The organism is Erythrobacter longus, assembly GCF_000715015.1.
Taxonomy (GTDB): domain Bacteria; phylum Pseudomonadota; class Alphaproteobacteria; order Sphingomonadales; family Sphingomonadaceae; genus Erythrobacter; species Erythrobacter longus.
On sequence record NZ_JMIW01000003.1, the window covers coordinates 539,028 to 563,445 of the forward strand.

The window sequence follows — 24,418 nt, forward strand, 5'->3', positions numbered from 1 at the left end:
GGTTTAATGCCCGCCTTCGAGAAGCGCTGACGGAGACAACGTGTGACTTGTGTCAAAATCAGATGCAGCAACTTGAGGACTTGAGACGAGACCGTTTGGCCACGCGGTTGTGCCAACGCCGGTACCCAGTCCTATTATAAATAGGCCAGAAAAGAGCGCAGCGCGCCGCCGCCGATCAGCAATCTCTCCAAGCTGCCCGGCTCGTTGCCAGACCCCATCCATGAAGCCTTCGGGATGGCTGACGCTCGTCTCGGCGGCAAGAGAGGCAAGGGCGGAGTCGAATGATGGAGGCTCGATCATGTTACACTCTTAGTAGCTGGATGCCTTTCTATACGCGCTACTGCTCTCAAGCCCTTAGAATTTTTTGAGGGGTAGAACGGGTGCGTGCGTAGAGACGGTATGAGACAAACCTCTCAATTCAGCATCTTTGCCCTTCTGGTCGCGCTTGTTCTTGCCGTGCCGATCAGCGCGCACGAGGCGCATAAGAAGAATATGTCCGATGAAGAGATGGTAATGATGGAAGCTGGTCCGACCGACGTCGGGGACATGCACACCGTCGACCATGATGCATCCCCCGGGGCTGACCCGAATGTTGCCGATCCCGCGCAAACAATGACGCCGGCGCAGGTGATGCAGCAAAGGATCAAGGAAAATCGACTGTCGTCTTTCGGTGATTTGATTTCGAGGCTGCATCCCGCAGTCGTCCATTTTCCAATCGCGCTGCTTCTCCTTGCGGGAATGGCAGAGGTTGCGATGAAATGGTCTCCGAGTGTTAGCCTTCAATCAATTGTCAGACTTCTCCTAGCCTTCGGAACGATCGGAGCAATCATCGCGGTCCTCTTTGGTTGGTTTGCAGGAGGCTGGAGGCTCGACGATCAATCGTCCAATCTCGCAATTCATCGCTGGAATGGGACGGCCATTGCGGTCCTTGGCATTGCGGCTTGGACACTAGCAGTCCGCGATGGCGGTCGTACACGTCTGCGAATTTTGCTGGCGATCATCGCCGCAGCCATTCTCGTCCAAGGCTACTATGGTGGAGAAATGGCCCGTGGCCCCAACCATCTGGGGATCATCGGATGAGCGATTCCGTCAAGTCTGAAGAGGCGCCCACCTTCACACCCGCTTTTGGCAAAGGCTCGCCGACACCATTCTATGGCTCAGCCATCGGTTTGCTGACTCGTGAACAGGCATCTTTTTTGAGGGGCGACACTTATCCTATCGTACTAACCATTAGCGCCCTCTTTTTCCACGAATATGAGTAATGGGGAACACTTTGCCTAAACGCGAGCACCGCGACAAGACTAGCGACAAGCAATCGATAAGCCTTTTGGGCGGCGTTGCGATGGGAACTGGCGTGATGATTGGCGCTGGAATTTTCGCGCTTACAGGCCAGATTGCCGAACTTGCCGGCCCCCTGTTTCCGCTGTCCTTTGTTGCGGGCGCTTTGGTAACGTCGCTCGCGGCCTACAGCTACATCAAGATGTCGAACAAGTGGCCATCTTCTGGCGGGATCGCGATGATCCTTCAGAAGGCATATGGGCCTGGCGTGGTAGCGGCATCGGCGTCTTTGCTGATGGCTCTATCGATGGTTATCAATGAAAGCCTTGTTGCCAGAACCTTCGCCACATACGCGCTCCGTCCGTTTGGCCTCGAAACTACTGGTTGGTTGGTTTCTCTGGCAGCATTGGCACTCATAGTATTCGCCTACCTCGTTAACGCCGCCGGCAACAAATCGGTAAGCGGTTTTTCGGTCGTAATGTCTGCGATCAAGATAGGCGGGATCGTCCTCTTCGCCGTAGCTGCCATATGGGCTAGCGGCTTCTCTTCCGGCGCTTTTTCGCAAACGGTCTCAATGACTGGAGCGGAAGCCCTGCTCGCTTCGGTCGCCTTTTCTATACTGGCCTTCAAGGGCTTCACCACCATCACCAATAGCGGTGGTGAGTTGGTCGATCCGCACAAGAATGTTGGCCGAACGATCATGATTTCGATCGCCGTCTGCATCGTCGTTTATCTTCTTGTCGCGATTGCTGTTGGCTCAAGTCTGAGCATTGAAGACATTGCCAAGGCGCGTGACTATTCGCTGGCAGCCGCTGCGCGGCCCGCTTTGGGCGAGCTGGGCTTCTATTTCACTGTTGCGATCGCTATTGCCGCAACGACATCAGGCGTCATCGCCAGCGTGTTCGCCGTATCGCGCATGCTTACGATGCTGACAAAAATGAAGATGATCCCGCACAGCCACTTTGGCATGTCGGGTGGGATCCGGAGCCATATGCTGGTCTATACGGTCGTGGTCGCCGGAACACTTGCCGTCCTTTTCGACCTCTCGCGGATCGCTTCGCTGGGTGCTTTCTTCTACCTCGTAATGGACATGCTTATCCATTGGGGCGTCTTTCGCAATCTGCGCGAAGAAGTGGGCGCGCGCGCAAGCATCCTTCTCGCTGCATTAGCCGCAGATGCCGTTGTGCTGGCCGCCTTCACGTCGGTGAAATTGAAGAGCGATCCGGCTATCGTAGCTTATGCCGCTTTAGGAATTGCCACAGTCTTCCTTGCCGAGTGGTTCTACTTGTCGCGTAAATCAGAAGACCCCCGAGAAATCACTGGGCAGGGCGCGGCGGACGAATGATCGACGGTCCTGCTAACCCGTCCGTTCGTCTGCGGGCCTCCTGTCTTTCGTGAAACCAATTCGCAGCTACCCTGTAATCCTTAGGCACTCAAAACACCGCAACCGAGGCATTTCATGACGACAAAAACAGCTCAGGTCTATCGGATGGTTATGGAGGACCATGTCTGTCCCTATGGCATCAAGACGATTGATCTTCTCAAGCGACAGGGCTTCAAGGTGGAAGACAACCACCTGACCACCAGGAAGGAAACCGACGCCTTCAAGGAAAAACACAGCGTAGAGACGACGCCTCAGACATTTATCGATGAGAAGCGGATCGGCGGATATGACGACGTCCGTGAGCATTTCGGGAAAAGCCGCACGCAGCCCAAGGAAGGCGAGACCAGCTACCAGCCCGTTATAGCCATTTTTGCGGTGGCACTTTTACTAGCGCTCGGTTTGAGTTGGTCGTTCCTCGACACACCTTTCACCCTTCGCGCTGGCGAATGGTTCGTAAGCCTTTCGATGACTTTGCTCGCGCTCCAGAAGCTTCAGGACGTGCGCAGCTTCTCCACAATGTTTCTCAATTACGACCTGCTCGCTCAACGCTGGGTGCCCTACTCGTTTGTCTATCCGTTTGGCGAGGCAGCGGCAGGTCTCTTGATGACCGCTGGCGCTCTTGTCTGGCTGTCTGCGCCGCTGGCGCTGTTCATCGGCACAGTTGGTGCAGTCAGTGTGTTCAAAGCAGTCTACATCGATAAGCGCGAACTCAAATGCGCTTGTGTCGGCGGCAGCAGTAACGTGCCGCTTGGCTTCGTATCGCTGACTGAGAACCTGTTCATGATCGGAATGGGCTTGTGGATGGGGGCGAAGGCGCTGGGTTGGATCAGTGTCTGATCGTTCCGAAACTTCCCACACCGAGATTGCGGAAGATACTACCGCTTGGCGCGAAACCTACGACGCCAAAGCACGCTTCTACTCGCTCATGGCAGCTGGCTTTCGTGTCACCGGTGTTGTCCGGCAACGCCGCCGCATGATCGACGCACTCCGGTTGAATGAAGGCGACACCGTTGTCGATCTGTGCTGCGGATCGGGACAAAATTTCGCAGATCTCCAAAAGCGCGTTGGTGCGACCGGTCGGATCATTGGGATAGATATCTCTCGCAACATGCTCGCGATCAGTCGGGAACTGATCGACAGGCACGGTTGGCAAAACGTCGAGCTGATCGAGGCTGATGTGGCCGATTACGATCCACCCTTGACGATGAGCGCGGCGATTTCGACTTTCGGTCTTGATATCGTGCCAGGTGCGGAGCGCATCGTCGAAGATTTTTCTAACAAGATGCCTATGGGTACACGTCTGGGCCTTCTCGGTTCTCAGGAACCCGAGAACTGGCCCGACTGGCTCGTGCGCCTCGGCATCTGGATTAACAAGCCATGCGATATTGAGCGAAAACACCTCGCAATTCGGCCCGATAAAGCGGCGGCGCAGGCACTTGAGCAAGATCGGCGGCAGGACTTTTGGCTAGGGATCTTCTACTGGTCAGTCTGTCGCAAGATTAGCCGGGAACCTGGAACGGCGCGTGCAGAATGATGCTATCAGCGCCCTCATCCGCGGCCATATTGTTCCACTCGCGACTGCATCACTCTTCAGACGCCAGCTCTCTGGCGCTCTGTGGACCTATAGTGCTGAAATCAGTTTCGAAGGTACCGCACCAGAAGGGTAAACATGTTTACGACATGTTCTTGCCCATCCGCGTCAATCAGATTAACAGGAACTTATGCGTATAACCCGTTGCCTTGCCCATATCGCGCTTTGCGTTGGCTTGTTGTTTCAGATTTCCGTTCCGGCTGCGGCTTTGCCGCAAGCCGAGACGATGTCGGCAATGGATTGTGCGAAGATGAAACACCATGCTTCGCAAGGATCAGAGCATGCTGGTCATTCTGACGCCGCGGATGGCCAATGCGAGGACATGTCGCTGGCTTGTTTGGTATCAATGAATGCGGCTGCACCAGTCTTTTTGGGCAGCGAATTTACGCGGATCACTGACGAATTCTTCGCTAACCGTCTTCGATATATTTCCGAAGGTGATGCACAGCTCCTGAGCTGCCACTCCTCACCGGACTATCCGCCGCCCCGATTCTAACTCGATTGAAGAGAATAGCGGCGCATTGCGCCCTTTCTAAGTGCCGCCCGAGCGTATCGATGCACCCTTAGTTGCATCATTCAGCTTGCTGGCGCGCGGCATTCCTTTCGAGTGAGAATATTCCATGAGATGGTTCATAGGCGGAGTCCTTTTGGCGGCTCTATTGCCAACACAAATCGCATTTGCGCAGCCGCTTGCATATGAAGAGGCCTTGCGCGTTGCGCGGGAAGATCAGCCGCTTTTACAGGCCGGTGAAATGCGTGTTAGGGGATCGCGCGAAGCCTCAGAAGCAGCAGACGCGCTTCCAGACCCTATTCTGCGCGGCGGAATTGCCAATCTACCGGTGACCGGCCCGGTCGCCTTCGAACTGGATCGCCAGCTCCCCACACAGATCAGCGTGGGGATCGAACAACCAATACCAAACCTGGCAAGGCGCAGAGCACAGCTGGGTGTCGCGAGCTCTGATATCCGCATTGCGGAAGTACGACTGGGGGTTGCAGAACGCAGGATCGACGTCGCAACCGCACTGGCCTGGGTCGACCTCCATTACGCTCAGGAAAAACTTGCATTGGCGCATACGGCACTAAGCGATTTGCGCCGGCTCTTGCCCGTCGCCAATGCCGCTGTCGCATCGGGTTCTGCGCGGCCTGCCGAAAGCTTGGCCATCCGCCGCGAACTTCTCGCAATTGAAGATGCCGTTACGCGGATCGACGCGGAACAGGACGCGGCGCAGGCCGCACTTGCGAGCTTTACAAATATCAGTGAACCCTCGGCTTCGGGCAGCCCTCCCACGTTCGAGGTTGACCGCCAAGCTCTGCTGAGCCTGCTTGAGCTTAACCCGGAAATTCAATTGGCTGATGCGGAGAGCGGCCGCGCCGAAGCGGGGGTTGACCTTGCTCGCTCTGCATTGCGACCCGATTTTGGTGTGAGCGTCAATTATGGCCGGCGCGACCCTGGATTTGGTGACGCCCTGTCGGTTATGGGATCCGTAACTCTGCCAATTTTCACTGGGAAGCGACAACAACCTCGCATCCGGGCCGCCGAAGCCGGCGCCGCTGCTGCTCAGGCTGAACGCGCGGACCGTTTGCGCGCGCTGCAGGTTCAGTTTGAAACGGATTTGGCCGCTTGGCGAAGCGCCCAGCGTCAATGGGAGCGAGCGCGAGATGAGCTCCTACCGCTGGCACGCAGCCGAGTGGAATTCGAAACCGCCAGTTTCGCCGCTGAGCGTGCCGATCTCATTGATGTCATTTCGGCCAAAGCCGATCTCGCGCTGCTCGATCTGGAGATTCTCGAGCGAGAGGCCACCACGGTCGCAATGGCAGTAAAAATCAGACTCTATTATGGGGAGGCACGGCGATGACCGACGAGAAAGAACGTTTCACGCCGAAGCAGCGTGCTTACGGCGCAATGGCGGCCATCGCGCTTGTGAGCCTAGCTGCCGGATATGGCCTTTCCACGCTTGGCGGTCAGAGCGAAGTCATGTCAGACGGCGTCGCTGAGGGCGAGTGCGAGAACGTGCTTTATTGGTACGATCCCATGGTTCCCGGACAGCGCTTCGATGAGCCAGGCAAATCTCCATTCATGGATATGATGTTGGTCCCGAAATGCGCGGGCGAGTCTGCTACGGCAGGCGTTCAAATTGATCCAGGGCTGGTCCAGAATTTCGGCATTCGCACCGCGTCAGCCGATTTTGGAATCCTTGAGCCAGAGATAGTTGTATCGGGCACGCTTGCCTATAACGACCGCAGTGTTGCCTTGGTGCAACCGCGTGCCGGAGGCTACGTTCAGCGGACTTATGGCTTGGCACAGGACGACGTAGTCGCCCGAGGCGCGCCTTTGGTCGATATCCTTGTTCCCAGTTGGGGCGGCGCACAGCGTGAGTACCTCGCTGTTCTCGATACGGGCGACGCAGCGCTTACCGATGCGATGCGGCAACGGATGCATTTGCTCGGCATGCCCGAGGGCATCATCGCCTCTGTAGAACGAACGCGCCGTGCTCAGACGGTCATAACCATTACCGCGCCTTCGGGAGGCGCAATCACCTCGCTGGGGGTGCGCCCCGGAATGACTGTTTTGGAAGGAGAAACCCTCGCTGAGATAACCGGCTTCTCACCAATCTGGTTGGAGGCCTCCGTTCCTGAGGCACAGTCAGCAGACATTCGCGAAGGTCAGACCGTCAGCGCCTCTCTGGCAGCGTTTCCGAACGAAAAGTTTGCAGGCCGGATCATTGCGATCCTGCCAAGCGCAGATACCGCAAGCCGAACGCTCACCGTGCGAGCCGAGCTCCCGAATTCTCGCGGGAGGCTTAAGCCTGGTATGTTCGCGCGGGTCTCCCTCACGCCAAACACCCGCCGCGCTCTGCTTGTCCCGTCCGAAGCGATCATCCGCACCGGGCGCCGCAACATCGTGATGCTAAAACAAGATGAGGGCGCATTTCTTCCCGCAGAAGTCGAGATCGGGCGCGAAGCGAATGGCCAAACCGAAGTTCTCGCAGGTCTGGCACAAGGCGAACAGGTCGTGACCTCGGGTCAATTCCTGCTCGATTCCGAAGCAAGTCTTTCAGGCATCGAAATCCGTTCGATCGATGGGGTCATGCCTGATGCGTCCAAAAACGAACAGGCTGGCAAGAGCTACAAGGCCACGGGCCGTGTGACCAAAATCGCCGGAGATAAGATAACGCTGGATCACGCTCCTGTGCCGGAATTGAATTGGCCCACGATGGTGATGCCCTTCGAATTAAATGAAACGTCGCTGGCTGGCGAAATAGAGGTTGGAGACGAGGTCGAATTCACCTTCACACAGCACGATACCGGACCGCGCATTGTGTCGATCAGGAAGGTTGGCCGATGATTGCCCGGATTATCGACCTCTCGATCGCCAATCGGTTTTTCATCGTTTTGGTCGCAATCGCTGTCACGCTCGCCGGTTTCTGGGCGGTGCGTGCGACCCCCGTGGATGCGATTCCAGACCTGTCAGATGTACAAGTCGTGGTCCGTTCGAACTATGCAGGCCAGGCTCCGCGCATCGTCGAAGACCAGGTCACCTATCCGCTGGCTACCACCATGCTTTCCGTTCCGGGAGCAAAGACTGTGCGCGGCTATTCGATGTTCGGCGATAGCTTTGTCTATATCATCTTTGAAGACGGAACCGATCTCTATTGGGCAAGATCGCGCGTTCTCGAATATCTCAACCAAGTCGAGAGTGAACTGCCAGAGGGCGTAACCACCGCGCTTGGGCCGGATGCGACCGGGGTAGGGTGGATCTATGAATACGCTCTGGTCGACCGGACCGGAGGCAACGATCTTGCAGGGCTAAGGAGCTTGCAAGACTGGTTCCTGCGCTACGAACTTCAAACCATTCCCGGCATCGCCGAAGTAGCGAGTGTCGGCGGAATGGTGAAGCAGTATCAGGTAGTGCTGGAACCCTATCGGATGGCATCACTTGGTGTCACCCACAGTCAGGTCGTGCGTGCGATTCAGGCAGCCAACCAGGAAGCCGGCGGATCCGTTGTAGAAATGGGGGAAGCCGAGTTCATGGTCCGTGCGTCGGGCTATATCGAAGGTCTCGATGACTTTCGTAATATCCCGCTGAAGACGGTCGGCAATGGGATTCCAGTCACCCTTTCTGATGTCGCGACGGTCCAGCTGGGCCCTGAAATGCGCCGCGGGATCGCGGAATTGAATGGGGAAGGCGAAGTCGCGGGCGGCATCATTGTCCTACGCCAAGGCGAAGACGCGCGCGCTACGATTACAGCGGTCGAAGAGAAACTCGAAGTGTTGCAGGCGAGTCTGCCTGAAGGGGTCGAGATCGTCACGACCTATGACCGTTCACAACTGATCGATGCCTCCATCAGCAATTTGACCAGTAAGCTGATTGCCGAGTTCATTATCGTTGCGCTGGTCTGCGCGCTCTTCCTTTGGCACATGCGCTCTGCCCTGGTTGCGATTATCACTCTGCCATTGGGCATCCTCGCCGCGTTTATCGTGATGCGCTTTCAGGGTGTCGATGCAAACATCATGTCGCTGGGCGGTATCGCGATTGCCATCGGAGCAATGGTGGATGCAGCGATCGTGATGGTCGAGAATGCGCACAAGCACATTGAACATTGGGAACGAGACAATCCGGATTCCGAGCTGTCGTCTGGTGAACGGTGGCGGCTGGTCGCTGACGCATCGAAAGAAGTTGGGCCTGCTTTGTTTTTTAGCCTGCTGATCATTACCCTCTCCTTCCTGCCGGTGTTCACCCTGCAGGCCCAAGAGGGACGCCTGTTCTCCCCGCTTGCCTTCACCAAGACTTACGCAATGGCGGCGGCAGCGATCCTGTCGGTGACCCTTGTTCCGGTTCTGATGGGATGGCTGATCCGGGGTAAGATACCATCTGAAGATTCCAATATCCTCAATCGGTGGCTGACAGCGGCCTACCGCCCTGGCCTCGACTGGGTCATGAGCCGCCCAAAGACAACGCTGGTGATCGCAGTGCTGGTCTTTCTCACTGCCTTGATCCCCTTTAGCCGCTTGGGCGGTGAATTCTTGCCTCCTCTTGATGAAGGAGACTTGCTCTACATGCCCAGCGCCCTCCCGGGATTGTCTCCTGGAGAAGCGTCGAAACTTCTTCAGCGGACTGACCGGCTCATCAAGTCGGTGCCCGAAGTCGAGACCGTATTCGGCAAGGCTGGCCGCGCAGATACGGCAACCGACCCCGCGCCGCTCACGATGTTCGAGACCACCATCCGCTTCAAGCCGCGTGAGGAATGGCGTCCGGGTATGACGCCTGAAAGGCTCGTCGAGGAGTTGGACCGGGCGGTGCAGGTTCCAGGTCTTGCCAATGTCTGGGTACCTCCAATCCGCAACCGCATCGATATGCTGGCCACAGGGATCAAAAGCCCCATCGGGGTCAAGGTCTCCGGTGAAGATCTGGCGGAAATCGAACGCGTGGCGCTTCAGATCGAGAATGTTGCCAAAGGGGTCCCGGGCGTTAGCTCGGCGCTGGCAGAGCGTCTATCTGGCGGGCGCTATATCGATGTAGACATCGATCGGGTCGCGGCGTCCCGCTACGGATTGAATATTGCCGATGTCCAACAGATCGTCTCCGGAGCCATAGGCGGGGCGAATATTGGGCGCACGGTCGAGGGGCTGGCTCGCTATCCAATCAACGTTCGGTATCCTCGCGAAATCCGCGACAGTGTGGAAGAAATCAGCGCCCTTCCTGTGCTGACCCCCGGTGGACAGCAGATCACACTCGGGACGGTCGCGCGGGTGAGCGTGAGCGATGGACCTCCAATGCTTAAGAACGAGCAGGGCCGCCTTGTCAGTGCGGTCTATGTCGATGTGCGCGGGCGTGACCTAGCCTCAGTAGTGGGCGACTTGCAGGCTGCCGTTGCAGACGGCGTTGATTTGCCCGCAGGGGTAAGCCTCTCATACGCAGGGCAATTCGAATATCTCACCCGGGCCTATGAGCGTCTGCAGGTCGTCATTCCGGCGACGCTCGGTATCATTTTCCTGCTGCTTTATCTGATCTTTCGCCGTGTGGATGAAGCGATGTTGGTTATGGGAACTTTGCCGTTCGCCCTCACAGGCGGTTTCTGGCTGCTGTATCTCTTGGGCTACAATCAGTCGGTCGCAACAGCCGTCGGCTTCATCGCCCTTGCCGGTGTCTCAGCAGAGTTCGGCGTCGTGATGCTGATCTATCTAAAGGCCGCGATGGAGCGACATTCCGGTGAGCCAACTGCGGAATCCGTTACCAAATCTATTAGGGAGGGCGCGCTTCTTCGCGTTCGGCCGAAGGCGATGACCGTTGCCGTCATTCTGGCTGGCCTGTTCCCAATCCTAGTTGGCACGGGGGCAGGTTCTGAAGTTATGAGCCGGATCGCCGCGCCGATGATCGGCGGCATGATCACCGCGCCCTTGTTGTCCATGTTCGTACTACCCGCCGCTTACCTCTTGATGCGGCGCCCCCGGCCTGAACGGCCATCACAATCCGAAGGAGAAGAAGAATGCGTTACACAACCCGCTTAACCCTAATGGTTGCCCCATTGATGTTGGCAGCGTGCGACAGCAATGCAGAAATGGGTGAGCACGAAGGCATGACAATGGACGACAGCTCCATGCCAGGCATGCATGACGGCATGGAACAAGGCGTCACCCTCAAGACGGCGAGCGCTAGTGGCACTGTGACTGCCATCGACGCCGAAGCAGGCACAGTTACGATCGACCATGAGGCGGTTCCAGAGCTCGAATGGCCCGAGATGGTCATGGCTTTTGACGCCACCGAGGAAGTTCGCGGCGACGTCGCAGTCGGCGACACTGTCACGTTCGAATTCAGCACCGGCGAAGAAGGCAACACAGTCACTTCGATCACAGTGCAATGATCAAGGGCAAGTGAGCTGGCCCACCAAGTGCCAACCCTAGGAATGGAGATGCCAAATTGCCAAAACCCGTGATGCTGCGCTTCGCCAAATGGCACATCTGGCTAGGTTGGCTGGTGGGAATTCCGATTTTGATGTGGATGGTGAGCGGCCTGTTTATGGCCGCTCGCCCGATCGAGGAGGTGCGTGGCAATCATCTGCGCATTGCCTCTGATCAGCCCGCCTTTTCTTTGCCGTCCCATATGGTCCCAGAGATCGATCACCCGGTGAAAGAAATGCGCGCCTACATGCAGAATGGGCGAGCGGTTGCGATGCTGACCGCGCTCGATGGAAGCGTTACCCGAATTGACCTGGAAAACGAAGTCCCTCTGCCGTCAGTTGACGAAGCTGGAGCTCGGTCAATCGTCGCCGAACAGATTGTAGGTGGAAACGATGTGAGTACCGTGCGCCTATTCGAGTCCAATGAAGTACCTTTTGACTTCCGCCGTCAGCTGTCCGTCTGGCAGCTTACTCTGGACGATGGAACGCATATTTATGTCGGTCGCGATACAGGTCAGATCGAGGCGGTCCGCACACGCTGGTGGCGAGCATTTGATTTCATGTGGGGGCTTCACATCATGGATTTGCGCACGCGAGAGGACACGAGCCACCCGATACTAATTCTATTCGCCGCACTCGGTGTCGCCGCAAGTATTCTCGGATGCATTCTCATGTTTCGCAGGCGCAAAGCCCGCGTCATTGCCAAATAGGCGAGCCAAGAGCGAACGAGCGAGTTGTCTGAGGAATAAGGCGATAGGGTCAGGAGCGGTCAGTTTTGGTTACGGTGCCCAACCTCACGAATGGAACTGTTACCAGACTCGGCGCTTTCGTTCTCAATTGCAGACTTCTCAAAGATCCGAGAAGACTTGGAAGCCAACATCCGAGGCATAATAAACCGCGATCGCGATGATCACCGGCGCCCCGCGCATATAGTTCGCTTGCCATCTGAGCCAGGTTTTCGGCAGGAACAACGCTTTGTCGAGGCCAGTCTCAAGTGCGGGACGCCATCGACCAGTGCGCCAATCATCCGCAGTGACAAGCACAGACAGGACGGCGCAGATCAGCGCCATGATACCAACCGCGATATAGATCGAGGTCCAGGCGATCAGGGAGTCGTGCTTCATATCCGGGACGTACCGAAATCTGCGCCCCTTGTCGTCCGTGAACTTCGAAAACGGCGGCGGATCGCTTGATTGTTTTGTAGGCATTCCGTGGTTGCGTGCCGGTAGAGCTCGGCAGTTACCTCAACGCGCGGTCGGCATCACCAATAGCTTCGCGCTGGGCCTCGATGCGCGCATGGTTCTCGGCAATCGCAGTCGTCGCCCGCTTGGCAAGACCCTGGCACAGTCCTTCTCTCAAGGGCTCGAATTCCCCCTCACAAGCCGCCATCACTTCGAAGAGCTGAACGGCCAAAGCAGTCGCCACATGGGCCGTGGTTTCACAGCAGGGATCTTCATACGATTCCGGGCTTTCAAAGCAACGCATCGCGATCTCTGCGCGGACCGGGTCGATCCTAAGTCTCTTTCTAAGCCTTACGACTTCATCGAACTCCAATTTGCCTTGCTCGATGCGCTCGTAGAACCGATGGCGGTGGCTGCTCTTAACAACCCCCTCATTGACGAGGCATCTGATGCTGACGCCTTGCTTCTTCATTTGAAACCTTATGAGGATGGCATTTTCACGGTGCACCTGAGCGCACGATTTTTCCTCAACACTCCCTGGCCCCTGATACATGATCCTTCCTTATACACAGGCTATGCACATGCATACTGTGGATAAGTTTAGAGGGGATTGGCAAGGAAAAATTTACTCTGTTGCGATCTGCATTGCGCAGTAGATGACCGTTTCCCTGACACCGCAATGGCTTATACCGCGCTCGCACAAGCTGGCTCGAAACATGTCGAGCTCTTTGTTGAGACGCTTGGTTAGTCTCAGATTGATAGGAATTGGGCCGCCCAGTGGCGGGTCTTCCCCGAAGCCTTCAGGCAGCGCTGCGCTCTCGGGTTCCACTGTTTCCAGAGCGGTCGTAATGACGTCGCTAAGCCTTTGAAAGCGCTCTTCTCGCAGGGTCAGAGCCTTTACGGCTTCCGCCATGACCTCGAGACCCTCTCTGCTGACCATAAGCTTGTGATTGACGCTCGGCTCGGCGGCCATTGGCGAGTTCCTCCTATCTTATCGTTCTTGAGGAAGCGTCTTTCGCACCTAACCTATCTCTGGTCGAGGCAGCCGATTCGAAAAATCTTCATGCTGGTTATGCCCGCAGGCCACGTGGCCACAAATAGTACCCACGTGGATCGGTATTCATGACCACCCAGCTCTGAATACAACACCACTTGGCTACGCCATTGAGACCAAGTGGTTCGTTTTTCAGCACCAACCGGGTTCGAAAATAGTGATTCGGACAATTCAAACGCAAGTTGTTGAGACGAACGGGTTGAGAAAAAACTGTCGAAGTCGCCCTTTTGATTGCGACGCCATTAGCGTCTCTCGTCAAACCAGAAGGGAAAGACAATGAATGCACTTGCTCTGAAAAAGCCCGAATTGAAAAAGGCCGGCTCTACTCTTGCCGTCGCCGCAGCCGCGGCCGCTGGTATGAGCGTTCTGGGCGTGGATGCCGCAATGGCCGGCACCGACACCACGTTCGATACAGCTCTGACCACGTTCACGAATTTCCTGGAAGGCTCGGGCGGTAAGATCATTACCGTCTTGTCTCTTGCAGGCGGGATCGTTGCGCTCGCTTCAGGTCGCTTTTCGATGGGTCAGATCGCCATTCCGGTCGGTGTCGGCGTTGGCGCTGGCACCGGTGTGCCGATCGTCACGTCGACGATCACCGGAACGGTCTGATCTGGCGATCCGACTTTCACCAACTGGTGGTGCGCTGCTGACTGCTTTGCGGATGACGGCCACCTTCCTTTTTGGCGGAGCTGACTTTTGGACCAGTATTCCATCCCAAAGCATCTTGATGATCCGGAGTTAATCGGATTTTGGACGCTCGACGAATTCCTCGTGATGGTCATTCCGTTCGCGTGGGGAATTCTCGCACAGCATATCGTAATCGGCCTTATCTTGGCCATCGCTGCGTGGTTTGGGTATCGCAAACTTAAAGCCGGGCGCTCGATGTATTGGGTGCTGCATTTTGGCTACTGGCATCTGCCAGGGGAATTCTTCGGTCTGAAAGTCGCTCCGCCATCTCATCTTCGCGTGATGGCGGGCTGATATGGAACTTTCTCTTGCACACGAGACGTCTCAAAAGACGCTTAAACAACGCAATCTGCTGGCGCTGATCTGCGTCGTCCTCGGTATATTGGTCGTGGTGATGTTCACGGCAGCCTCGACCCGGGACCGGGAGATTGTGCTGCAGCCGATCCTTCCGAGCACAATGACGCTCAGCTCTTCAGCTGTCACTCAAGAATACCTCGAAGCCGTTACCAGAGACACTGCGCAGCTTGCGCTCAATCGTTCACCTGAAACGCTTCAGTACTGGCTCGATGGGATCGTCAAGATAGCTGCGCCGGAATCGCGCGGGGCTCTCAAAGCCGATCTGATGAAGATTATGCAGGAGCAGCAGGGGTCGCAGGTCACCCAGTTCGTGACGATCGACTGGATCAAGACCGATCCTGAAGGTCTCACAAGCCAGGTCGGCGGCGTCCTCCATACGATCGTCGGATCACGCGATGTGCGCCGCGAACACAAGATTTTCGAATTCCATTGGAAATACACCGGCGTGTCGCTTCGCCTCAAAGGCTTTGGCGTGGTCGTGAAAGAGGGAGAGGACAAATGAACCTCGTTGTCTCGTCACTTGTGATCGCCTCAGCAAGCATGCTTGCATCGCGCATCGATTGCCAATTCGCCCGTCTGAGCGGCACGGCAATGATTGCCAGCGCTCTCGCATTTGCGGCAACTCCAGCTTCTGCCCAGGAACACATTCTTGCGGTAGATAACGGTGAGGTTAACTGCCAGGCATCGAAGTCTGATCTTACGCGCATCGCGCTAAAGGATGACCAATTCGTATCGGTTTCGCGCGTCCAGTCGGGGGTGCCGAGCGAAGACTTCTCCATCGTGCACGAGCCAACGCGTGGTGATCTCTATCTCTCGGTCCCGCAGGGCTATTCCAAACCCAACATTTCCTTCTTTGGCACCACCCAGAAGGGCTTCGTCTACAAGTTCGATTGTCGGATAGTCGGGGCGGGCGCTCTTCAGGTTTTCGTCGCAAATGCGGACGTTGAGAACCCTATAGCCCCGGCTGAAACGCTTCAGGCCTTTGCGCCTCTTGAAGATCGCGCTGTCGGCCTTGTCCGGGCGATGTTTGAGCAACGTCCTGTCACAGGCTTCAACATCAGCGATGCCCCGAGAGCTCCGGTGAATGTCGGCGACCTCAAGGTCCAGCTGATCACAGAATATCAAAGCCCGACGATGACAGGCAAAGTGCTGCGCATCGAAAACACCGGCGAGGCTCCTCTCATTCTCAATGAGCAGCTGATCGCGGGCGATGGCGCGATTGCCGTCACGATCTCCAATCCAAACCTCGAGAGCGGGCAGGCTACTGCTGCTTACGTCGTGGTCCCCTCAGGAAAGTAAAGCTCATGGATTTTCTGAAGCGTAAACCAAAGAACCTCGATGGGGCCGAAGTCGACCAGCACGATCTGCTTGATGCGACGGGCTCGATTGCCGAGAATTCACAAGTTCAGAAGCGTCAGAAAATGCTGATGCTCGGTCTGGGCGGTGTGATTGCGATCGCTGGCGCGATGTATGTCCTCGACACCGATGACACGATTGATGAGGCGATGGCCGATGGCACGGAAACAACTGTGTCGACCGATGCCTTGATGAACCGTCAGCGTGTCGATCAAGAGTGGGTCGCGATGTACGAGGGTGAGATCAATACGCTCGACACTCGCGTCAAAGGAACGGAAGCTCAAGTTGCTCAATTGGCCGAGCTCAAGAGCGAAGTCGAACAGCTCAGAGGCGCCAATGCGGAGATGGCGCGGGACGGCCAGCGGGTGCTGGAAGCTTATGAACGTGAAAACCAGCAGCTGCGCCAACAGGTGCAGCGCGGGAACGCCCGGCCAACAGCGCCGGGTCCGGTCGCCGCCGCGCAGGCCTTGGGTGTGCCCCCCGCTCAAGGTGCTGCTGCGGCGGCGCCAACGCCGCCTCGCCGCTCGAACGATGTCCAGATGGTGTCGTTCGCGGCTGAGGATGGGACAGCATCGCGCATCGATCCCTCGAACTCACCTGCCGTTTATACAGACTCTCCCAATTATCTCCCGCCCAATTCGATCGCGAAGGCGACCGTGGTGGTCGGGGTAGATGCCACGACGAATACGCGCAGCCAGAGCGACCCTCTGCCGGTCCTGCTGCGTGTCACGGGGCCAGCGCGCTCGGTCTATGGGGAAGGGAAGCTCCTCGCCACCCGCGTGCAGGGCTGCATGGTCAATGGCGCGGCCTATGGCGATCTCTCGAGTGAGAAGGTCTACGTCAAACTCCAGCGCATGACCTGTGCGCAGCCGGGCGGGCGGTTTGCGGTCTCCGAGGTTAAAGGCTTCATCGCCTTCGGCGGCAAGGTGGGGGTTCGCGGACGGGTCGTGAGCCGTGAAGGCGGTTTAACTACTCAAGCCTTTATCGCGGGGCTCTTCGGAGGCGTCGGCAACGCCTTCCAAGGCGCCAACCAGATCCCGCGTATCGCCAACGAGCCCGTTCTGCCGTCGGTGGAGGATGTGGGCATTCAGGCAATCGGCGGCGGCGCGGCCAATGCCGGCAACACCTTATCCGAATATCTGATCGAGCGCGCCGAGCAATATCAGCCGGTGGTCGAGATGCCAACCGGGGCCGAAGTCGAGGTCGTGTTCCTCGACGGCACATTTATTCGCAACTGAGGAGATATGTGATGAAGAAGTTCACGCCACTGGCTAAGACTACCGCCGCGATAGCCATCCTCGCTGCAGGCAGCGGGGTTGCTCTGGCCGCCTCGGCGCTCGTCTCTCCAACGGACACGAACGTGGCCAAGGCGCTCGCCGAGCGGTTGCCCAAGACCGAGATCACGGCCGTTGATTGCGCCAGAATTGATGGCGTGTGCGAGGTCCAGGCCAAGAAGAACCTATTCTATGTCGACGAAGGCGCACGATATCTCATCATCGGCCGTGTCTATGACATGGAAACCAAGCAGGACCTTACCGCCGCGCGTCTCCTCGAGATGAATCCCGATATGCTGGTCGGGGGAGGGGGCGCTGCTCCCAACACGGATCAGCATACACCGAAGCAGGGAGCCAAAGCCTCGCAGATAGACGCGCAAGTCGACCCTGCTGCGCTTGCTGCCTTACCGAAGATTGGTGCCGTCACAAGGGGGCGAGGTTCGAGGACGCTAACTGTCTTCAGCGACTTTCGCTGTGGGTACTGCAAGCGTCTTCACGAGACGCTTGAGACGCTCGATGTGAAAGTGGTTGAGCGTCCGATCTCTGTCCTCGGCACTCGCCCAATTTCCGAAGCGGTGATTTGCTCGCCGGACAAAAAGCGCGCGGTGAATCAAGCCTATGATGGCGGGTCGATCACCACTGGAGGCGACTGCGACACGTCGGGCCTCGATGCCAATGAAGCCTTTGCACGCCAGCACGGCTTCACCGGCACTCCTGTCATCGTACGCGAGGATGGCGCTGTGGTTCACGGCTACCGCCCCCGCGAATTCCTCGAAAACTGGATCAAAGGGAATGCGTCATGACAAGGAAGTCAATTATCGCGCTTGCAGCACTCGCCGCAGCTCTTGGAGGTTGCACGACTTTCGGCACGAACATCAACGGCAGCTTCCGATGCGACGCCCCCAATGGTGTTTGTGCGCCCTCGACCGTGATCGATGACAATGCGCTTGCAAGGATCGAAGAGACCAGTTCAACCGATTTGCTTAATCCCGTTGGTCCGTACCAGATGGACGATGGCATCGACACGCCTGTCCACACCATCGCGGCTGCGAATACTCCGGCGGTTTCACGGCCTGCGCCGAGTTATGAGCTGTCCGTCGTATTCCCCGCATATACCGATGCATCGGGAGTGTCTCACGCTCGCCGTGTCATACGAACCCAAGCGGGTTTGCCAGGGCGCGGTGATGCGATGGATGCGATGGCCCAGCGCGGCGCTCAATCGTCTCGCAATCGCGGTCTTTTGGCCGCTGCTGAAAGCGCGCCTCCGTTTCTCGCAATCGCGCCCAGCGTTTCCGGTGCATCGCTTCCGCCCGCGAGCGATGAAACCACCATTTCGGTCGCTTCTGCTGACGCGCCCAATCCCATCCAGGAAATCGAGGCCAAGGTGAAGGAGCGCCTGTCCGCTCAGCAGAAGGCGCGCCTTCAGGCCACCCCTTTTCCTGGCACCGTGGAGTAAACCGCGATGGGCAACGTCCTCAACAACATTGTCGATCTCGTCGTTGGCGACAGTCGCAAGCCGGAGCAAAATGCACGGCCAGCGGCGATACCGATGCTCTCGCATTATCTCGGCTACCGCTCGTTCGACGAGGACAAGCGGATCTTCCATCAAGTCCGCTCCAAGGGATTCATTCTTGAGCTCGCTCCCTTAGTTGGTGCGAATGATCGCGTCAGTGACATGATCGGCTCGATCTTCTCCGACATATTGCTGCCAGGGACCAAGTTCAGCGTGACGAACTATTCAAGTCCGCGGGTTGCCGAGAAACTGCAAGTCTGGGCGTTGCCGCGGTTCAAAGCCTCGGGCGTGTTCCAGACCCTAGCTCGCCACCGGCTCGACAAGCTTACGGGCGGCGCGTGGTCGACGCTGGCCAGCGACGGACCGTTTTTCGTACGCAATTTTCGGGTCATTATGTCGGTTGGGGCTACGGATGGGTCATCGCTTTCGAGCGAAGATCTGCTGACCATGCGCGACGGGATTATCTCCGCGCTGGAATCGATCGACGTTCCGGTCAAGGAATACGAGCCGACCGATCTCATCCGGTTGTTCGATGAAATGCTTGCGCCTTCAACCGGGGCTGGCGACGAGGTGCCCGGCTACAATCGGTTCGATCCGATTAACGAGCAATGCGTTCGCCGCGACCTCGTGACGCATGTCGAAAGGGATCGCGTGATCCTTCATGCGCAATCTTTGCGCCCGACCGGTGCTACAGTCGAAGGCGTGCCCGAAATGAAGGACTTCGTGCCGGAGCGCTTCGATATCCGCACAATGGCCGTGCGCAATTTCCCTGATCGCTGGGCCCCGTGGGACACTCAGAAGATGATCGGCGATATCTTCAATCCCAAGCTCAGCCTGCCGTGCCCTGTTCTCCAAACAGTCTGCGGGATCATCCCGAGCCAAGAATCCTCCGAGGGCAAAGCGGGATATAAGCATGCGCGGACTACTTCTCTCGCGGAAGGGAAGGGCGTGAAGCTGGTCCCAAAGCTGCGAACTGAGGCGAGCGAGTGGGAGTTTGTCCAGGACCGTGTGAAACAAGGCGAGAAGCTCATCCAATGCTATTATGCGGTTACGATTGTTTCTCCGAAGGGGAGGGGGGAGCCCTGCGAACGGACACTTAAGGCGCTGTATAAGGCGAGTGGGTGGGACCTCATCGATGAGACCCATATCCAGCTTCCGGCCTTCATGTCGCATTTTCCGCTAATGGTCGCGGATGGGCTCGACCATGATCTGAAGCGCATGAAGCGGCTGCGCACGATGCGCTCAGCGAATGTTGCCGCGATCGCGCCGATCCAGGGGGAATATGTCGGCGGGAATATTCCCCATTGCTTGTTCATCGGGCGGCGCGGTCAGCCGCAATTCTGGTCCCCGTTCCAGAATTCAGCCGGCAACCACAATGTCGCGATTGCAGGCAAGTCGGGTTCAGGCAAGTCGGTGCTGCTGCAGGATCTCACCGCGAGCTTTGCTGGCGTCGGGGCCAAGACCATCGTCATTGATGACGGGCGCAGCTTTGAACACATGGCCAAAGCGCTTGGCGGAACCTTCACCGAGTTCAAGCTCTCGTCGGGCATTTCGATCAATCCGTTCCGCATGATCGATGAAGAGCTCGCGGAAGGGGACGACGATTACCTCGTCGATTGTCTTGCCATGCTCAAGTCGATCATTTCGCAGATGGCGCGCAACGAAACGCGCCTCAACGATACCGAGCGCGGGTTGATAGATCAGGCGGTCAACGTGGTCTGGGATGCCCACGGCCGTGACGGGACGGTCGACCACGTGATCGCTGCGCTTAAAGAGGCTGAACACCCCTACGCCTATGATTTGGCCACGTCGCTTTTGCCTTTCGCGTCAAGTGGGACATTCGGTCGGTTCTTTCTTGGCGATGCCAATCTCGATCTTTCGGCTGATCTGACGGTGTTCGAGCTCTCGGACCTCGCAACCCGCGAGGAGCTGCGCGGTGTGGTGCTGACCTCGATCATGTTCATCGCCTCGCAAGTCATGCGCCGCATGGATCGCGCGACGCCTAAGCCGCTTATCATCGATGAGGCCTGGCAGATGCTGAAGGGCGGGGCGATGGCTGACTTTGTCGAGACCTATTCGCGCACATGCCGAAAATATGGCGGCTCGCTCATCACCGCGACCCAATCGATCCACGATTATTACAAATCAGAGGGCTCGCGCGCCGCGCTTGAAAACTCCGACTGGTTCTTGATCCTTCAGCAGAAGGGCGAGACGATTTCGGACTTCCGGAATTCGGATCGCTTCGAGATGGACGGAATGACCGAGGCGCTGCTGCGAAGCCTGAAGCGCAACGGGATCGATTATTCGGATATCTTCATTCGGGGTCCCGACACCGAAAGTGTTGGGCGTCTCGTACTCGATCGGTTCTCAGGAACGCTTTATTCCTCCAGCCCTGACGTTTTCGCCGAGATCGAGGATCTCGTTCACTGCGGCTGCACTATGCAAGAAGCGATTGAAGCGGTCGCATTCCCCGATGTGGCTCCCTTGCGGGAGGCGGCGGAATGAACACCCTGTTTAATCAGAGCATCGACGAACGCCACCAACAACGCAGGCAGGACGCGTTGCTTGTGAGTCTCCGGCTTGCTGGTTGGATCGCCACGACCGTGATGGCTACGCTGGGCGTTGCGACACTGTTCTTCTGGCTTCTCGGGAGCTTCACGCTGTCCGGCACAATGCTTCAGGTTGACAATCTCGCCTCGCGCTATCTCGAGGCGGACGCGGCGCGGCAGGCGCAGTTTCACATGATTGTGTGCTCCGTCCTCGGCATTGCTTTTGCCCTCATCAGTTTCTTCCGGCGCGCGAGCCTTCGCGCTGCCTTTGACGCCAAAGGAGCTGACCATGAATGACCTTTTTGAGCATGCGGACAACCCAGGCAAACCAGCGCCACCGCCGTCGGTTGTGAAACCTGTGCGCCGTTTTGCGGGAATGTCGCCGCGCGAAATTGTCATGCTGCTGGCGGCGATTGCGATCTTCATCTGGGGTGCATGGGTTACCAAGAACCTCGTTACGGAAGACGCCAGCGAACCAGAATTCGTCCAGCTGCAGCTGCAATCGATCATCAGCGAATATCTTACAGCTCAGGCGCGTTCGAGCGCCGATGAGCAGACCGCAGCTCAGCAAACCGGCATGTTCATGACCACACTGGATCACACTGTCGCTGATCTGTCTGAGAGCGGCAAAGTCATCCTGGTTGATGAAGCCGTTATCGGAGGGGATATTCCCGATGTGACCGAAAGCGTGAAGGCGGCTGTCTACGCCAAGGTCCCGCGCCCGCAGATCGCGCAAGCGCCGAACGGGGAGCAGTCATCTCAGGCCGCTCGCGTTCAGAGCGAAATGCAGGCCTTCATGGCATCCAGTGAGGGAGGCGAGGGTGATGGCGCGCGCTAAGACCGGGTGGCCCAAGACCAAGCGTCTCTCGACCAAAGGCAAACTTCTCGCGGTCGCGGCTCTTTGCGGCGTGGTCGGCGCGGTGAGCGCGCTCGATGAATGGTCGCAGAGCCACGCCTTGATGATCAACGCGACGGATTCGCTGCCGAATTGGGCTTTCCTTGTTTCCGGCGGCGGCTTTCCGAAGCGCGGCGATTACGTGATCTTCCATCCAGGCTATGACCCGGTCACCAAGAAATATTTTGGTGATGAACCCGAAGCCTTTGCTAAGATCGCGTTCGGCATACCCGGCGATATCGTGAGCCGCGAAGGCGGCGATGTCATGGTGAATGGCGAGCGTATCGCATCGCTCAAACCCCTCACCAAAAACGGCGACCCGCTTACTAAAGGCCCCGTAGGCGCCGTGCCCAAAGGCTGCGTCTTCGCGGCCACTCCGCATAAGGATGGGTTCGACAGCCGGTATTCGCATATCGGGTTTGTGTGCCGTGACCGACTGGTCGGCACCGGGCAGCCAATCCTGTGAAGCGCCGCTTCCTTCTTGCCGCGCTACTGGCGCTGGGCGCTTCGGCAAGTGCGTCTCCGTCTCCGGCAGCGCAGGCCGTCGATCATGGTCAGATGGGTCAGACGTGGCCCATCATAGAACCTGATCTTATGTCGATTATCAAAGCGCGCCTCGATCATGCGCAAGCCACCGGCAAGCTCGATGAGCTCAACCAGCGCTTTATGGCCAAGGTCAAACAGCGCGTGATGCGTCCGGTTCCTGTAAGCGGTATTGCGCGCGCCGAGGTAACCCGCAGCTGGGAGTTCGATCCTTCGATCGTGGTTGAGAACGACATTCGCGATCACAAGGGCAATCTCATCGCGGCTGCTGGCCAGCGTGTGAACCCGCTTGCCACCTCAGTGCTCAGTAAGGCCCTCGTCTTCGTCGATGGCGATGATGTCGAGCAGGTCGAATGGGCCTTGCAGCACGGCTCCGAGCCCCAAGCGAAGATCATCTTCGTCGACGGTTCTCCGTTTGAATTGATGAAAACGCACCAACGCCGTTTCTATTTCGACCAGGACGGAAAGCTCACCAGCCATTTTGGGATCACGCGCACCCCCGCGCTTGTCGAACAACAGGGCGAGGTTTTGCGTGTGACCGAGCAGGCGATTGCGCGGAAAGGAGCAGGGGCATGAGCCGCTTCGCCGATATGATGCCCGTGCCGTTGGCCGCGCCTGAAACACGAGAGCTCCGCAAGGCGCGCTATCGAACGACCGCATCGTGTGTCCTCGTTGCGACCATCGTTTTGTTCTTTGGGCTGCTACGTTCCGCCATCGGCTCCTTCGCGCTTCCGCTTCTAGTCGCTGGTGCAACCTATGCTCTTGTCCAAGGCTGGTTGTGGCTCAAGGCCAAGGACGCGGCCGACGATGCGTGGCTCTTCAGGGAGAGAGACGATGCTGCGTAAGCTCCTTGTTCCATTGGCTGCGCTCGCGGCGCTTGCAATGTCAGCTCCTGCTTCGGCCGAGCTCCCAACTGGCCAAGGCCGCTGCTCCGGGTCCTTCGTCAATCCGATAACCGATGTGTGCTGGGGCTGCATGTTCCCGCTTTCGCTCGGATCGCTCAAGATCTGGCCGAGCTCGCGCGCGGACACCAAGAACCCGGATCTTCCCATCTGCGCGTGCGGAACGCCGGTGCCGCGTATTGGTCTTGCCATGGGCTTCTGGGAGCCGGTGCGTCTGATCGACGTCTCGACCAAACCCTGGTGCTTTCCCAATCTCGGCGGCATCAAGCTCGATCCCGGCTTTCCCATTGGCAACGGCTACGCCTCCAACGTCTCGCAGATCGGCGGACAGTCGCAGATGACGGCGAAGTACCACGTCCATTATTACATCTATCCGCTCCTCTACTGGCTCGAGGTCGTCACCGATTTCCTATGCCTTGAAGCGAGCTCTTTCGACATTGCCTATATGAGCGAAATCGATCCGCTCTGGCAGGATGACGAGCTGACCGCATTGCTAAACCCCGAAGCAGCGCTCTTCACCACACCGATCGCGCAGGCTGCGTGCTCAGCCGATTGCATCTCTGCGACGGCAAAGCTGCCGATCGACGAACTCTTCTGGTGCTCTGGTTGCCAGGGTCCCATGTACCCGATGAACGGCAATATCGGTGCGAATATCGGGATCAAGCAATCCTCACGCCTCGCAGCCGAGCGCATGGTCTTCAAGATGCACCGTCAGGGACTGGCCTGGGGCACGAGCGGATCAAAGGCGCTGTGCTCCAAGTACATCATGCCGATCCTGAAAAAGAGCCAATACCGTCTGCAACAGGTCAATCCCACGCCCATGGTGAGTGGGCGCGAGAGCTGCTCGCCGATTGGCGCGACCACGATCCTGCCCAAGTCGGGACAGGTCTATCCAGTGAAAGGAGAAGATGTCGGCTTCCTCCTGTGGCGCAAGCGCAATTGCTGCGTGCTTTGA

General features: G+C 57.6%; 28 protein-coding genes. 25 read left to right on the forward strand and 3 right to left on the reverse strand.

Annotated elements, in window-relative coordinates; all coding sequences use genetic code 11:
- Nucleotides 1-3: 3 nt before the first annotated feature.
- Nucleotides 4-300, reverse strand: a complete 297-nt coding sequence (locus tag EH31_RS09690) for a hypothetical protein (RefSeq protein WP_034959945.1) — start codon at nucleotides 298-300, stop codon at nucleotides 4-6.
- A gap of 99 nt (nucleotides 301-399) precedes the next feature.
- On the opposite strand from EH31_RS09690, the gene EH31_RS16920 reads away from it, so the two are divergent.
- The 10 genes from EH31_RS16920 to EH31_RS09745 all read left to right on the forward strand — a co-directional run bounded on the left by EH31_RS16920 (nucleotide 400) and on the right by EH31_RS09745 (nucleotide 11,862).
- Entirely contained in the window at nucleotides 400-1,080 is a 681-nt protein-coding gene (locus EH31_RS16920; RefSeq protein WP_051699121.1) for a DUF2231 domain-containing protein, read from the forward strand.
- Nucleotides 1,077-1,262: a hypothetical protein gene (locus tag EH31_RS09700; RefSeq protein ID WP_034959946.1), complete on the forward strand. Its 186-nt coding sequence runs from the start codon at nucleotides 1,077-1,079 to the stop codon at nucleotides 1,260-1,262. Before EH31_RS16920 ends, EH31_RS09700 begins: the two co-directional genes overlap by 4 nt.
- A complete protein-coding gene (locus EH31_RS09705) occupies nucleotides 1,262-2,623 on the forward strand; it encodes an APC family permease (protein WP_051699123.1) in 1,362 nt (453 codons plus the stop codon). Before EH31_RS09700 ends, EH31_RS09705 begins: the two co-directional genes overlap by 1 nt.
- Before the next feature lie 114 nt (nucleotides 2,624-2,737).
- Entirely contained in the window at nucleotides 2,738-3,499 is a 762-nt protein-coding gene (locus EH31_RS09710; RefSeq protein WP_034959947.1) for a MauE/DoxX family redox-associated membrane protein, read from the forward strand.
- Complete coding sequence (locus EH31_RS16925) at nucleotides 3,492-4,196, forward strand: methyltransferase domain-containing protein (protein ID WP_051699125.1); 705 nt, start codon at nucleotides 3,492-3,494, stop codon at nucleotides 4,194-4,196. Before EH31_RS09710 ends, EH31_RS16925 begins: the two co-directional genes overlap by 8 nt.
- A 677-nt stretch (nucleotides 4,197-4,873) precedes the next feature.
- On the forward strand, nucleotides 4,874-6,109 hold the full coding sequence (locus tag EH31_RS09725) for a TolC family protein (RefSeq protein WP_034959950.1): 1,236 nt from the start codon (nucleotides 4,874-4,876) through the stop codon (nucleotides 6,107-6,109).
- Nucleotides 6,106-7,599: an efflux RND transporter periplasmic adaptor subunit gene (locus EH31_RS09730; RefSeq protein ID WP_034959951.1), complete on the forward strand. Its 1,494-nt coding sequence runs from the start codon at nucleotides 6,106-6,108 to the stop codon at nucleotides 7,597-7,599. The genes EH31_RS09725 and EH31_RS09730 overlap by 4 nt, the downstream gene beginning before the upstream one ends.
- The gene (locus tag EH31_RS09735; RefSeq protein ID WP_034959952.1) at nucleotides 7,596-10,763 is read left to right on the forward strand and encodes an efflux RND transporter permease subunit; all 3,168 of its coding nucleotides are present in this window, start codon (nucleotides 7,596-7,598) and stop codon (nucleotides 10,761-10,763) included. The genes EH31_RS09730 and EH31_RS09735 overlap by 4 nt, the downstream gene beginning before the upstream one ends.
- Nucleotides 10,742-11,116 (forward strand): copper-binding protein, encoded by a 375-nt coding sequence (locus EH31_RS09740; RefSeq protein WP_241765888.1) that lies wholly within the window; start codon nucleotides 10,742-10,744, stop codon nucleotides 11,114-11,116. The genes EH31_RS09735 and EH31_RS09740 overlap by 22 nt, the downstream gene beginning before the upstream one ends.
- 71 nt (nucleotides 11,117-11,187) lie before the next feature.
- Nucleotides 11,188-11,862, forward strand: a complete 675-nt coding sequence (locus EH31_RS09745) for a PepSY domain-containing protein (RefSeq protein WP_034959954.1) — start codon at nucleotides 11,188-11,190, stop codon at nucleotides 11,860-11,862.
- A gap of 138 nt (nucleotides 11,863-12,000) precedes the next feature.
- Here EH31_RS09745 and EH31_RS09750 read toward each other — a convergent pair whose 3' ends face one another.
- Nucleotides 12,001-12,276: a hypothetical protein gene (locus EH31_RS09750; protein ID WP_034959956.1), complete on the reverse strand. Its 276-nt coding sequence runs from the start codon at nucleotides 12,274-12,276 to the stop codon at nucleotides 12,001-12,003.
- A 37-nt stretch (nucleotides 12,277-12,313) separates the two neighbouring features.
- Here EH31_RS09750 and EH31_RS17865 point away from each other — a divergent pair, with 37 nt between their 5' ends.
- On the forward strand, nucleotides 12,314-12,931 hold the full coding sequence (locus EH31_RS17865; protein WP_206742022.1) for a hypothetical protein: 618 nt from the start codon (nucleotides 12,314-12,316) through the stop codon (nucleotides 12,929-12,931).
- 27 nt (nucleotides 12,932-12,958) lie between these two features.
- On the opposite strand, the gene EH31_RS09760 is transcribed toward EH31_RS17865, so the two are convergent.
- Nucleotides 12,959-13,306 carry a hypothetical protein gene (locus EH31_RS09760; RefSeq protein ID WP_034959958.1) on the reverse strand — a complete coding sequence of 116 codons (348 nt, stop codon included), beginning with the start codon at nucleotides 13,304-13,306 and terminating at the stop codon, nucleotides 12,959-12,961.
- Between the two features lie 357 nt (nucleotides 13,307-13,663).
- Between EH31_RS09760 and EH31_RS09765 the strand changes: the two genes are divergently transcribed.
- The 14 genes from EH31_RS09765 (at nucleotide 13,664) to traU (ending at nucleotide 24,418) form a co-directional block, all read left to right on the forward strand.
- Nucleotides 13,664-13,996: a hypothetical protein gene (locus EH31_RS09765; RefSeq protein WP_034959959.1), complete on the forward strand. Its 333-nt coding sequence runs from the start codon at nucleotides 13,664-13,666 to the stop codon at nucleotides 13,994-13,996.
- An 87-nt stretch (nucleotides 13,997-14,083) separates the two neighbouring features.
- Nucleotides 14,084-14,368: a type IV conjugative transfer system protein TraL gene (traL, locus tag EH31_RS09770; RefSeq protein ID WP_034959961.1), complete on the forward strand. Its 285-nt coding sequence runs from the start codon at nucleotides 14,084-14,086 to the stop codon at nucleotides 14,366-14,368.
- A gap of 1 nt (nucleotide 14,369) precedes the next feature.
- A complete protein-coding gene (locus EH31_RS09775; RefSeq protein ID WP_034959962.1) occupies nucleotides 14,370-14,933 on the forward strand; it encodes a type IV conjugative transfer system protein TraE in 564 nt (187 codons plus the stop codon).
- Nucleotides 14,930-15,730 carry a type-F conjugative transfer system secretin TraK gene (locus EH31_RS09780; RefSeq protein WP_034959964.1) on the forward strand — a complete coding sequence of 267 codons (801 nt, stop codon included), beginning with the start codon at nucleotides 14,930-14,932 and terminating at the stop codon, nucleotides 15,728-15,730. Before EH31_RS09775 ends, EH31_RS09780 begins: the two co-directional genes overlap by 4 nt.
- A 5-nt stretch (nucleotides 15,731-15,735) precedes the next feature.
- Nucleotides 15,736-17,025, forward strand: a complete 1,290-nt coding sequence (locus EH31_RS09785; protein WP_034959966.1) for a TrbI/VirB10 family protein — start codon at nucleotides 15,736-15,738, stop codon at nucleotides 17,023-17,025.
- Nucleotides 17,026-17,036: 11 nt separating this feature from the next.
- Nucleotides 17,037-17,864 (forward strand): DsbC family protein, encoded by an 828-nt coding sequence (locus EH31_RS09790; RefSeq protein WP_034959968.1) that lies wholly within the window; start codon nucleotides 17,037-17,039, stop codon nucleotides 17,862-17,864.
- Entirely contained in the window at nucleotides 17,861-18,517 is a 657-nt protein-coding gene (locus tag EH31_RS16930) for a hypothetical protein (RefSeq protein ID WP_051699126.1), read from the forward strand. The genes EH31_RS09790 and EH31_RS16930 overlap by 4 nt, the downstream gene beginning before the upstream one ends.
- 6 nt (nucleotides 18,518-18,523) lie before the next feature.
- The gene (traC, locus tag EH31_RS09800; protein WP_034959969.1) at nucleotides 18,524-21,079 is read left to right on the forward strand and encodes a type IV secretion system protein TraC; all 2,556 of its coding nucleotides are present in this window, start codon (nucleotides 18,524-18,526) and stop codon (nucleotides 21,077-21,079) included.
- Entirely contained in the window at nucleotides 21,076-21,420 is a 345-nt protein-coding gene (locus EH31_RS09805; protein WP_051699128.1) for a hypothetical protein, read from the forward strand. Before traC ends, EH31_RS09805 begins: the two co-directional genes overlap by 4 nt.
- Entirely contained in the window at nucleotides 21,413-21,961 is a 549-nt protein-coding gene (locus EH31_RS16935; protein WP_051699129.1) for a TrbI F-type domain-containing protein, read from the forward strand. The genes EH31_RS09805 and EH31_RS16935 overlap by 8 nt, the downstream gene beginning before the upstream one ends.
- Nucleotides 21,948-22,484, forward strand: a complete 537-nt coding sequence (locus EH31_RS09815; RefSeq protein WP_034959971.1) for a S26 family signal peptidase — start codon at nucleotides 21,948-21,950, stop codon at nucleotides 22,482-22,484. Before EH31_RS16935 ends, EH31_RS09815 begins: the two co-directional genes overlap by 14 nt.
- A complete protein-coding gene (gene traW, locus EH31_RS09820) occupies nucleotides 22,481-23,137 on the forward strand; it encodes a type-F conjugative transfer system protein TraW (protein WP_034959972.1) in 657 nt (218 codons plus the stop codon). Before EH31_RS09815 ends, traW begins: the two co-directional genes overlap by 4 nt.
- A complete protein-coding gene (locus EH31_RS09825; protein WP_034959974.1) occupies nucleotides 23,134-23,406 on the forward strand; it encodes a hypothetical protein in 273 nt (90 codons plus the stop codon). Before traW ends, EH31_RS09825 begins: the two co-directional genes overlap by 4 nt.
- On the forward strand, nucleotides 23,396-24,418 hold the full coding sequence (gene traU, locus EH31_RS09830; protein WP_034959975.1) for a conjugal transfer pilus assembly protein TraU: 1,023 nt from the start codon (nucleotides 23,396-23,398) through the stop codon (nucleotides 24,416-24,418). Before EH31_RS09825 ends, traU begins: the two co-directional genes overlap by 11 nt.

Bases quoted from the DNA above. Each gene is read 5' to 3' on its own strand.
- EH31_RS09740 (WP_241765888.1), top strand. From the start codon at position 10,742: ATGCGTTACACAACCCGCTTAACCCTAATGGTTGCCCCATTGATGTTG.
- EH31_RS09725 (WP_034959950.1), top strand. From the start codon at position 4,874: ATGAGATGGTTCATAGGCGGAGTCCTTTTGGCGGCTCTATTGCCAACA.
- EH31_RS09710 (WP_034959947.1), top strand. From the start codon at position 2,738: ATGACGACAAAAACAGCTCAGGTCTATCGGATGGTTATGGAGGACCAT.
- EH31_RS09790 (WP_034959968.1), top strand. From the start codon at position 17,037: ATGAAGAAGTTCACGCCACTGGCTAAGACTACCGCCGCGATAGCCATC.
- EH31_RS09750 (WP_034959956.1), bottom strand. From the start codon at position 12,276: ATGAAGCACGACTCCCTGATCGCCTGGACCTCGATCTATATCGCGGTT.
- EH31_RS09805 (WP_051699128.1), top strand. From the start codon at position 21,076: ATGAACACCCTGTTTAATCAGAGCATCGACGAACGCCACCAACAACGC.
- EH31_RS09785 (WP_034959966.1), top strand. From the start codon at position 15,736: ATGGATTTTCTGAAGCGTAAACCAAAGAACCTCGATGGGGCCGAAGTC.
- EH31_RS09775 (WP_034959962.1), top strand. From the start codon at position 14,370: ATGGAACTTTCTCTTGCACACGAGACGTCTCAAAAGACGCTTAAACAA.
- EH31_RS09730 (WP_034959951.1), top strand. From the start codon at position 6,106: ATGACCGACGAGAAAGAACGTTTCACGCCGAAGCAGCGTGCTTACGGC.
- traC (WP_034959969.1), top strand. From the start codon at position 18,524: ATGGGCAACGTCCTCAACAACATTGTCGATCTCGTCGTTGGCGACAGT.
- EH31_RS09815 (WP_034959971.1), top strand. From the start codon at position 21,948: ATGGCGCGCGCTAAGACCGGGTGGCCCAAGACCAAGCGTCTCTCGACC.
- EH31_RS09780 (WP_034959964.1), top strand. From the start codon at position 14,930: ATGAACCTCGTTGTCTCGTCACTTGTGATCGCCTCAGCAAGCATGCTT.
- EH31_RS09700 (WP_034959946.1), top strand. From the start codon at position 1,077: ATGAGCGATTCCGTCAAGTCTGAAGAGGCGCCCACCTTCACACCCGCT.
- EH31_RS09745 (WP_034959954.1), top strand. From the start codon at position 11,188: ATGCTGCGCTTCGCCAAATGGCACATCTGGCTAGGTTGGCTGGTGGGA.
- EH31_RS16935 (WP_051699129.1), top strand. From the start codon at position 21,413: ATGAATGACCTTTTTGAGCATGCGGACAACCCAGGCAAACCAGCGCCA.
- EH31_RS09765 (WP_034959959.1), top strand. From the start codon at position 13,664: ATGAATGCACTTGCTCTGAAAAAGCCCGAATTGAAAAAGGCCGGCTCT.
- EH31_RS09760 (WP_034959958.1), bottom strand. From the start codon at position 13,306: ATGGCCGCCGAGCCGAGCGTCAATCACAAGCTTATGGTCAGCAGAGAG.
- EH31_RS09735 (WP_034959952.1), top strand. From the start codon at position 7,596: ATGATTGCCCGGATTATCGACCTCTCGATCGCCAATCGGTTTTTCATC.
- traU (WP_034959975.1), top strand. From the start codon at position 23,396: ATGCTGCGTAAGCTCCTTGTTCCATTGGCTGCGCTCGCGGCGCTTGCA.
- EH31_RS09690 (WP_034959945.1), bottom strand. From the start codon at position 300: ATGATCGAGCCTCCATCATTCGACTCCGCCCTTGCCTCTCTTGCCGCC.
- EH31_RS09825 (WP_034959974.1), top strand. From the start codon at position 23,134: ATGAGCCGCTTCGCCGATATGATGCCCGTGCCGTTGGCCGCGCCTGAA.
- EH31_RS16930 (WP_051699126.1), top strand. From the start codon at position 17,861: ATGACAAGGAAGTCAATTATCGCGCTTGCAGCACTCGCCGCAGCTCTT.
- EH31_RS16920 (WP_051699121.1), top strand. From the start codon at position 400: ATGAGACAAACCTCTCAATTCAGCATCTTTGCCCTTCTGGTCGCGCTT.
- EH31_RS09705 (WP_051699123.1), top strand. From the start codon at position 1,262: ATGGGGAACACTTTGCCTAAACGCGAGCACCGCGACAAGACTAGCGAC.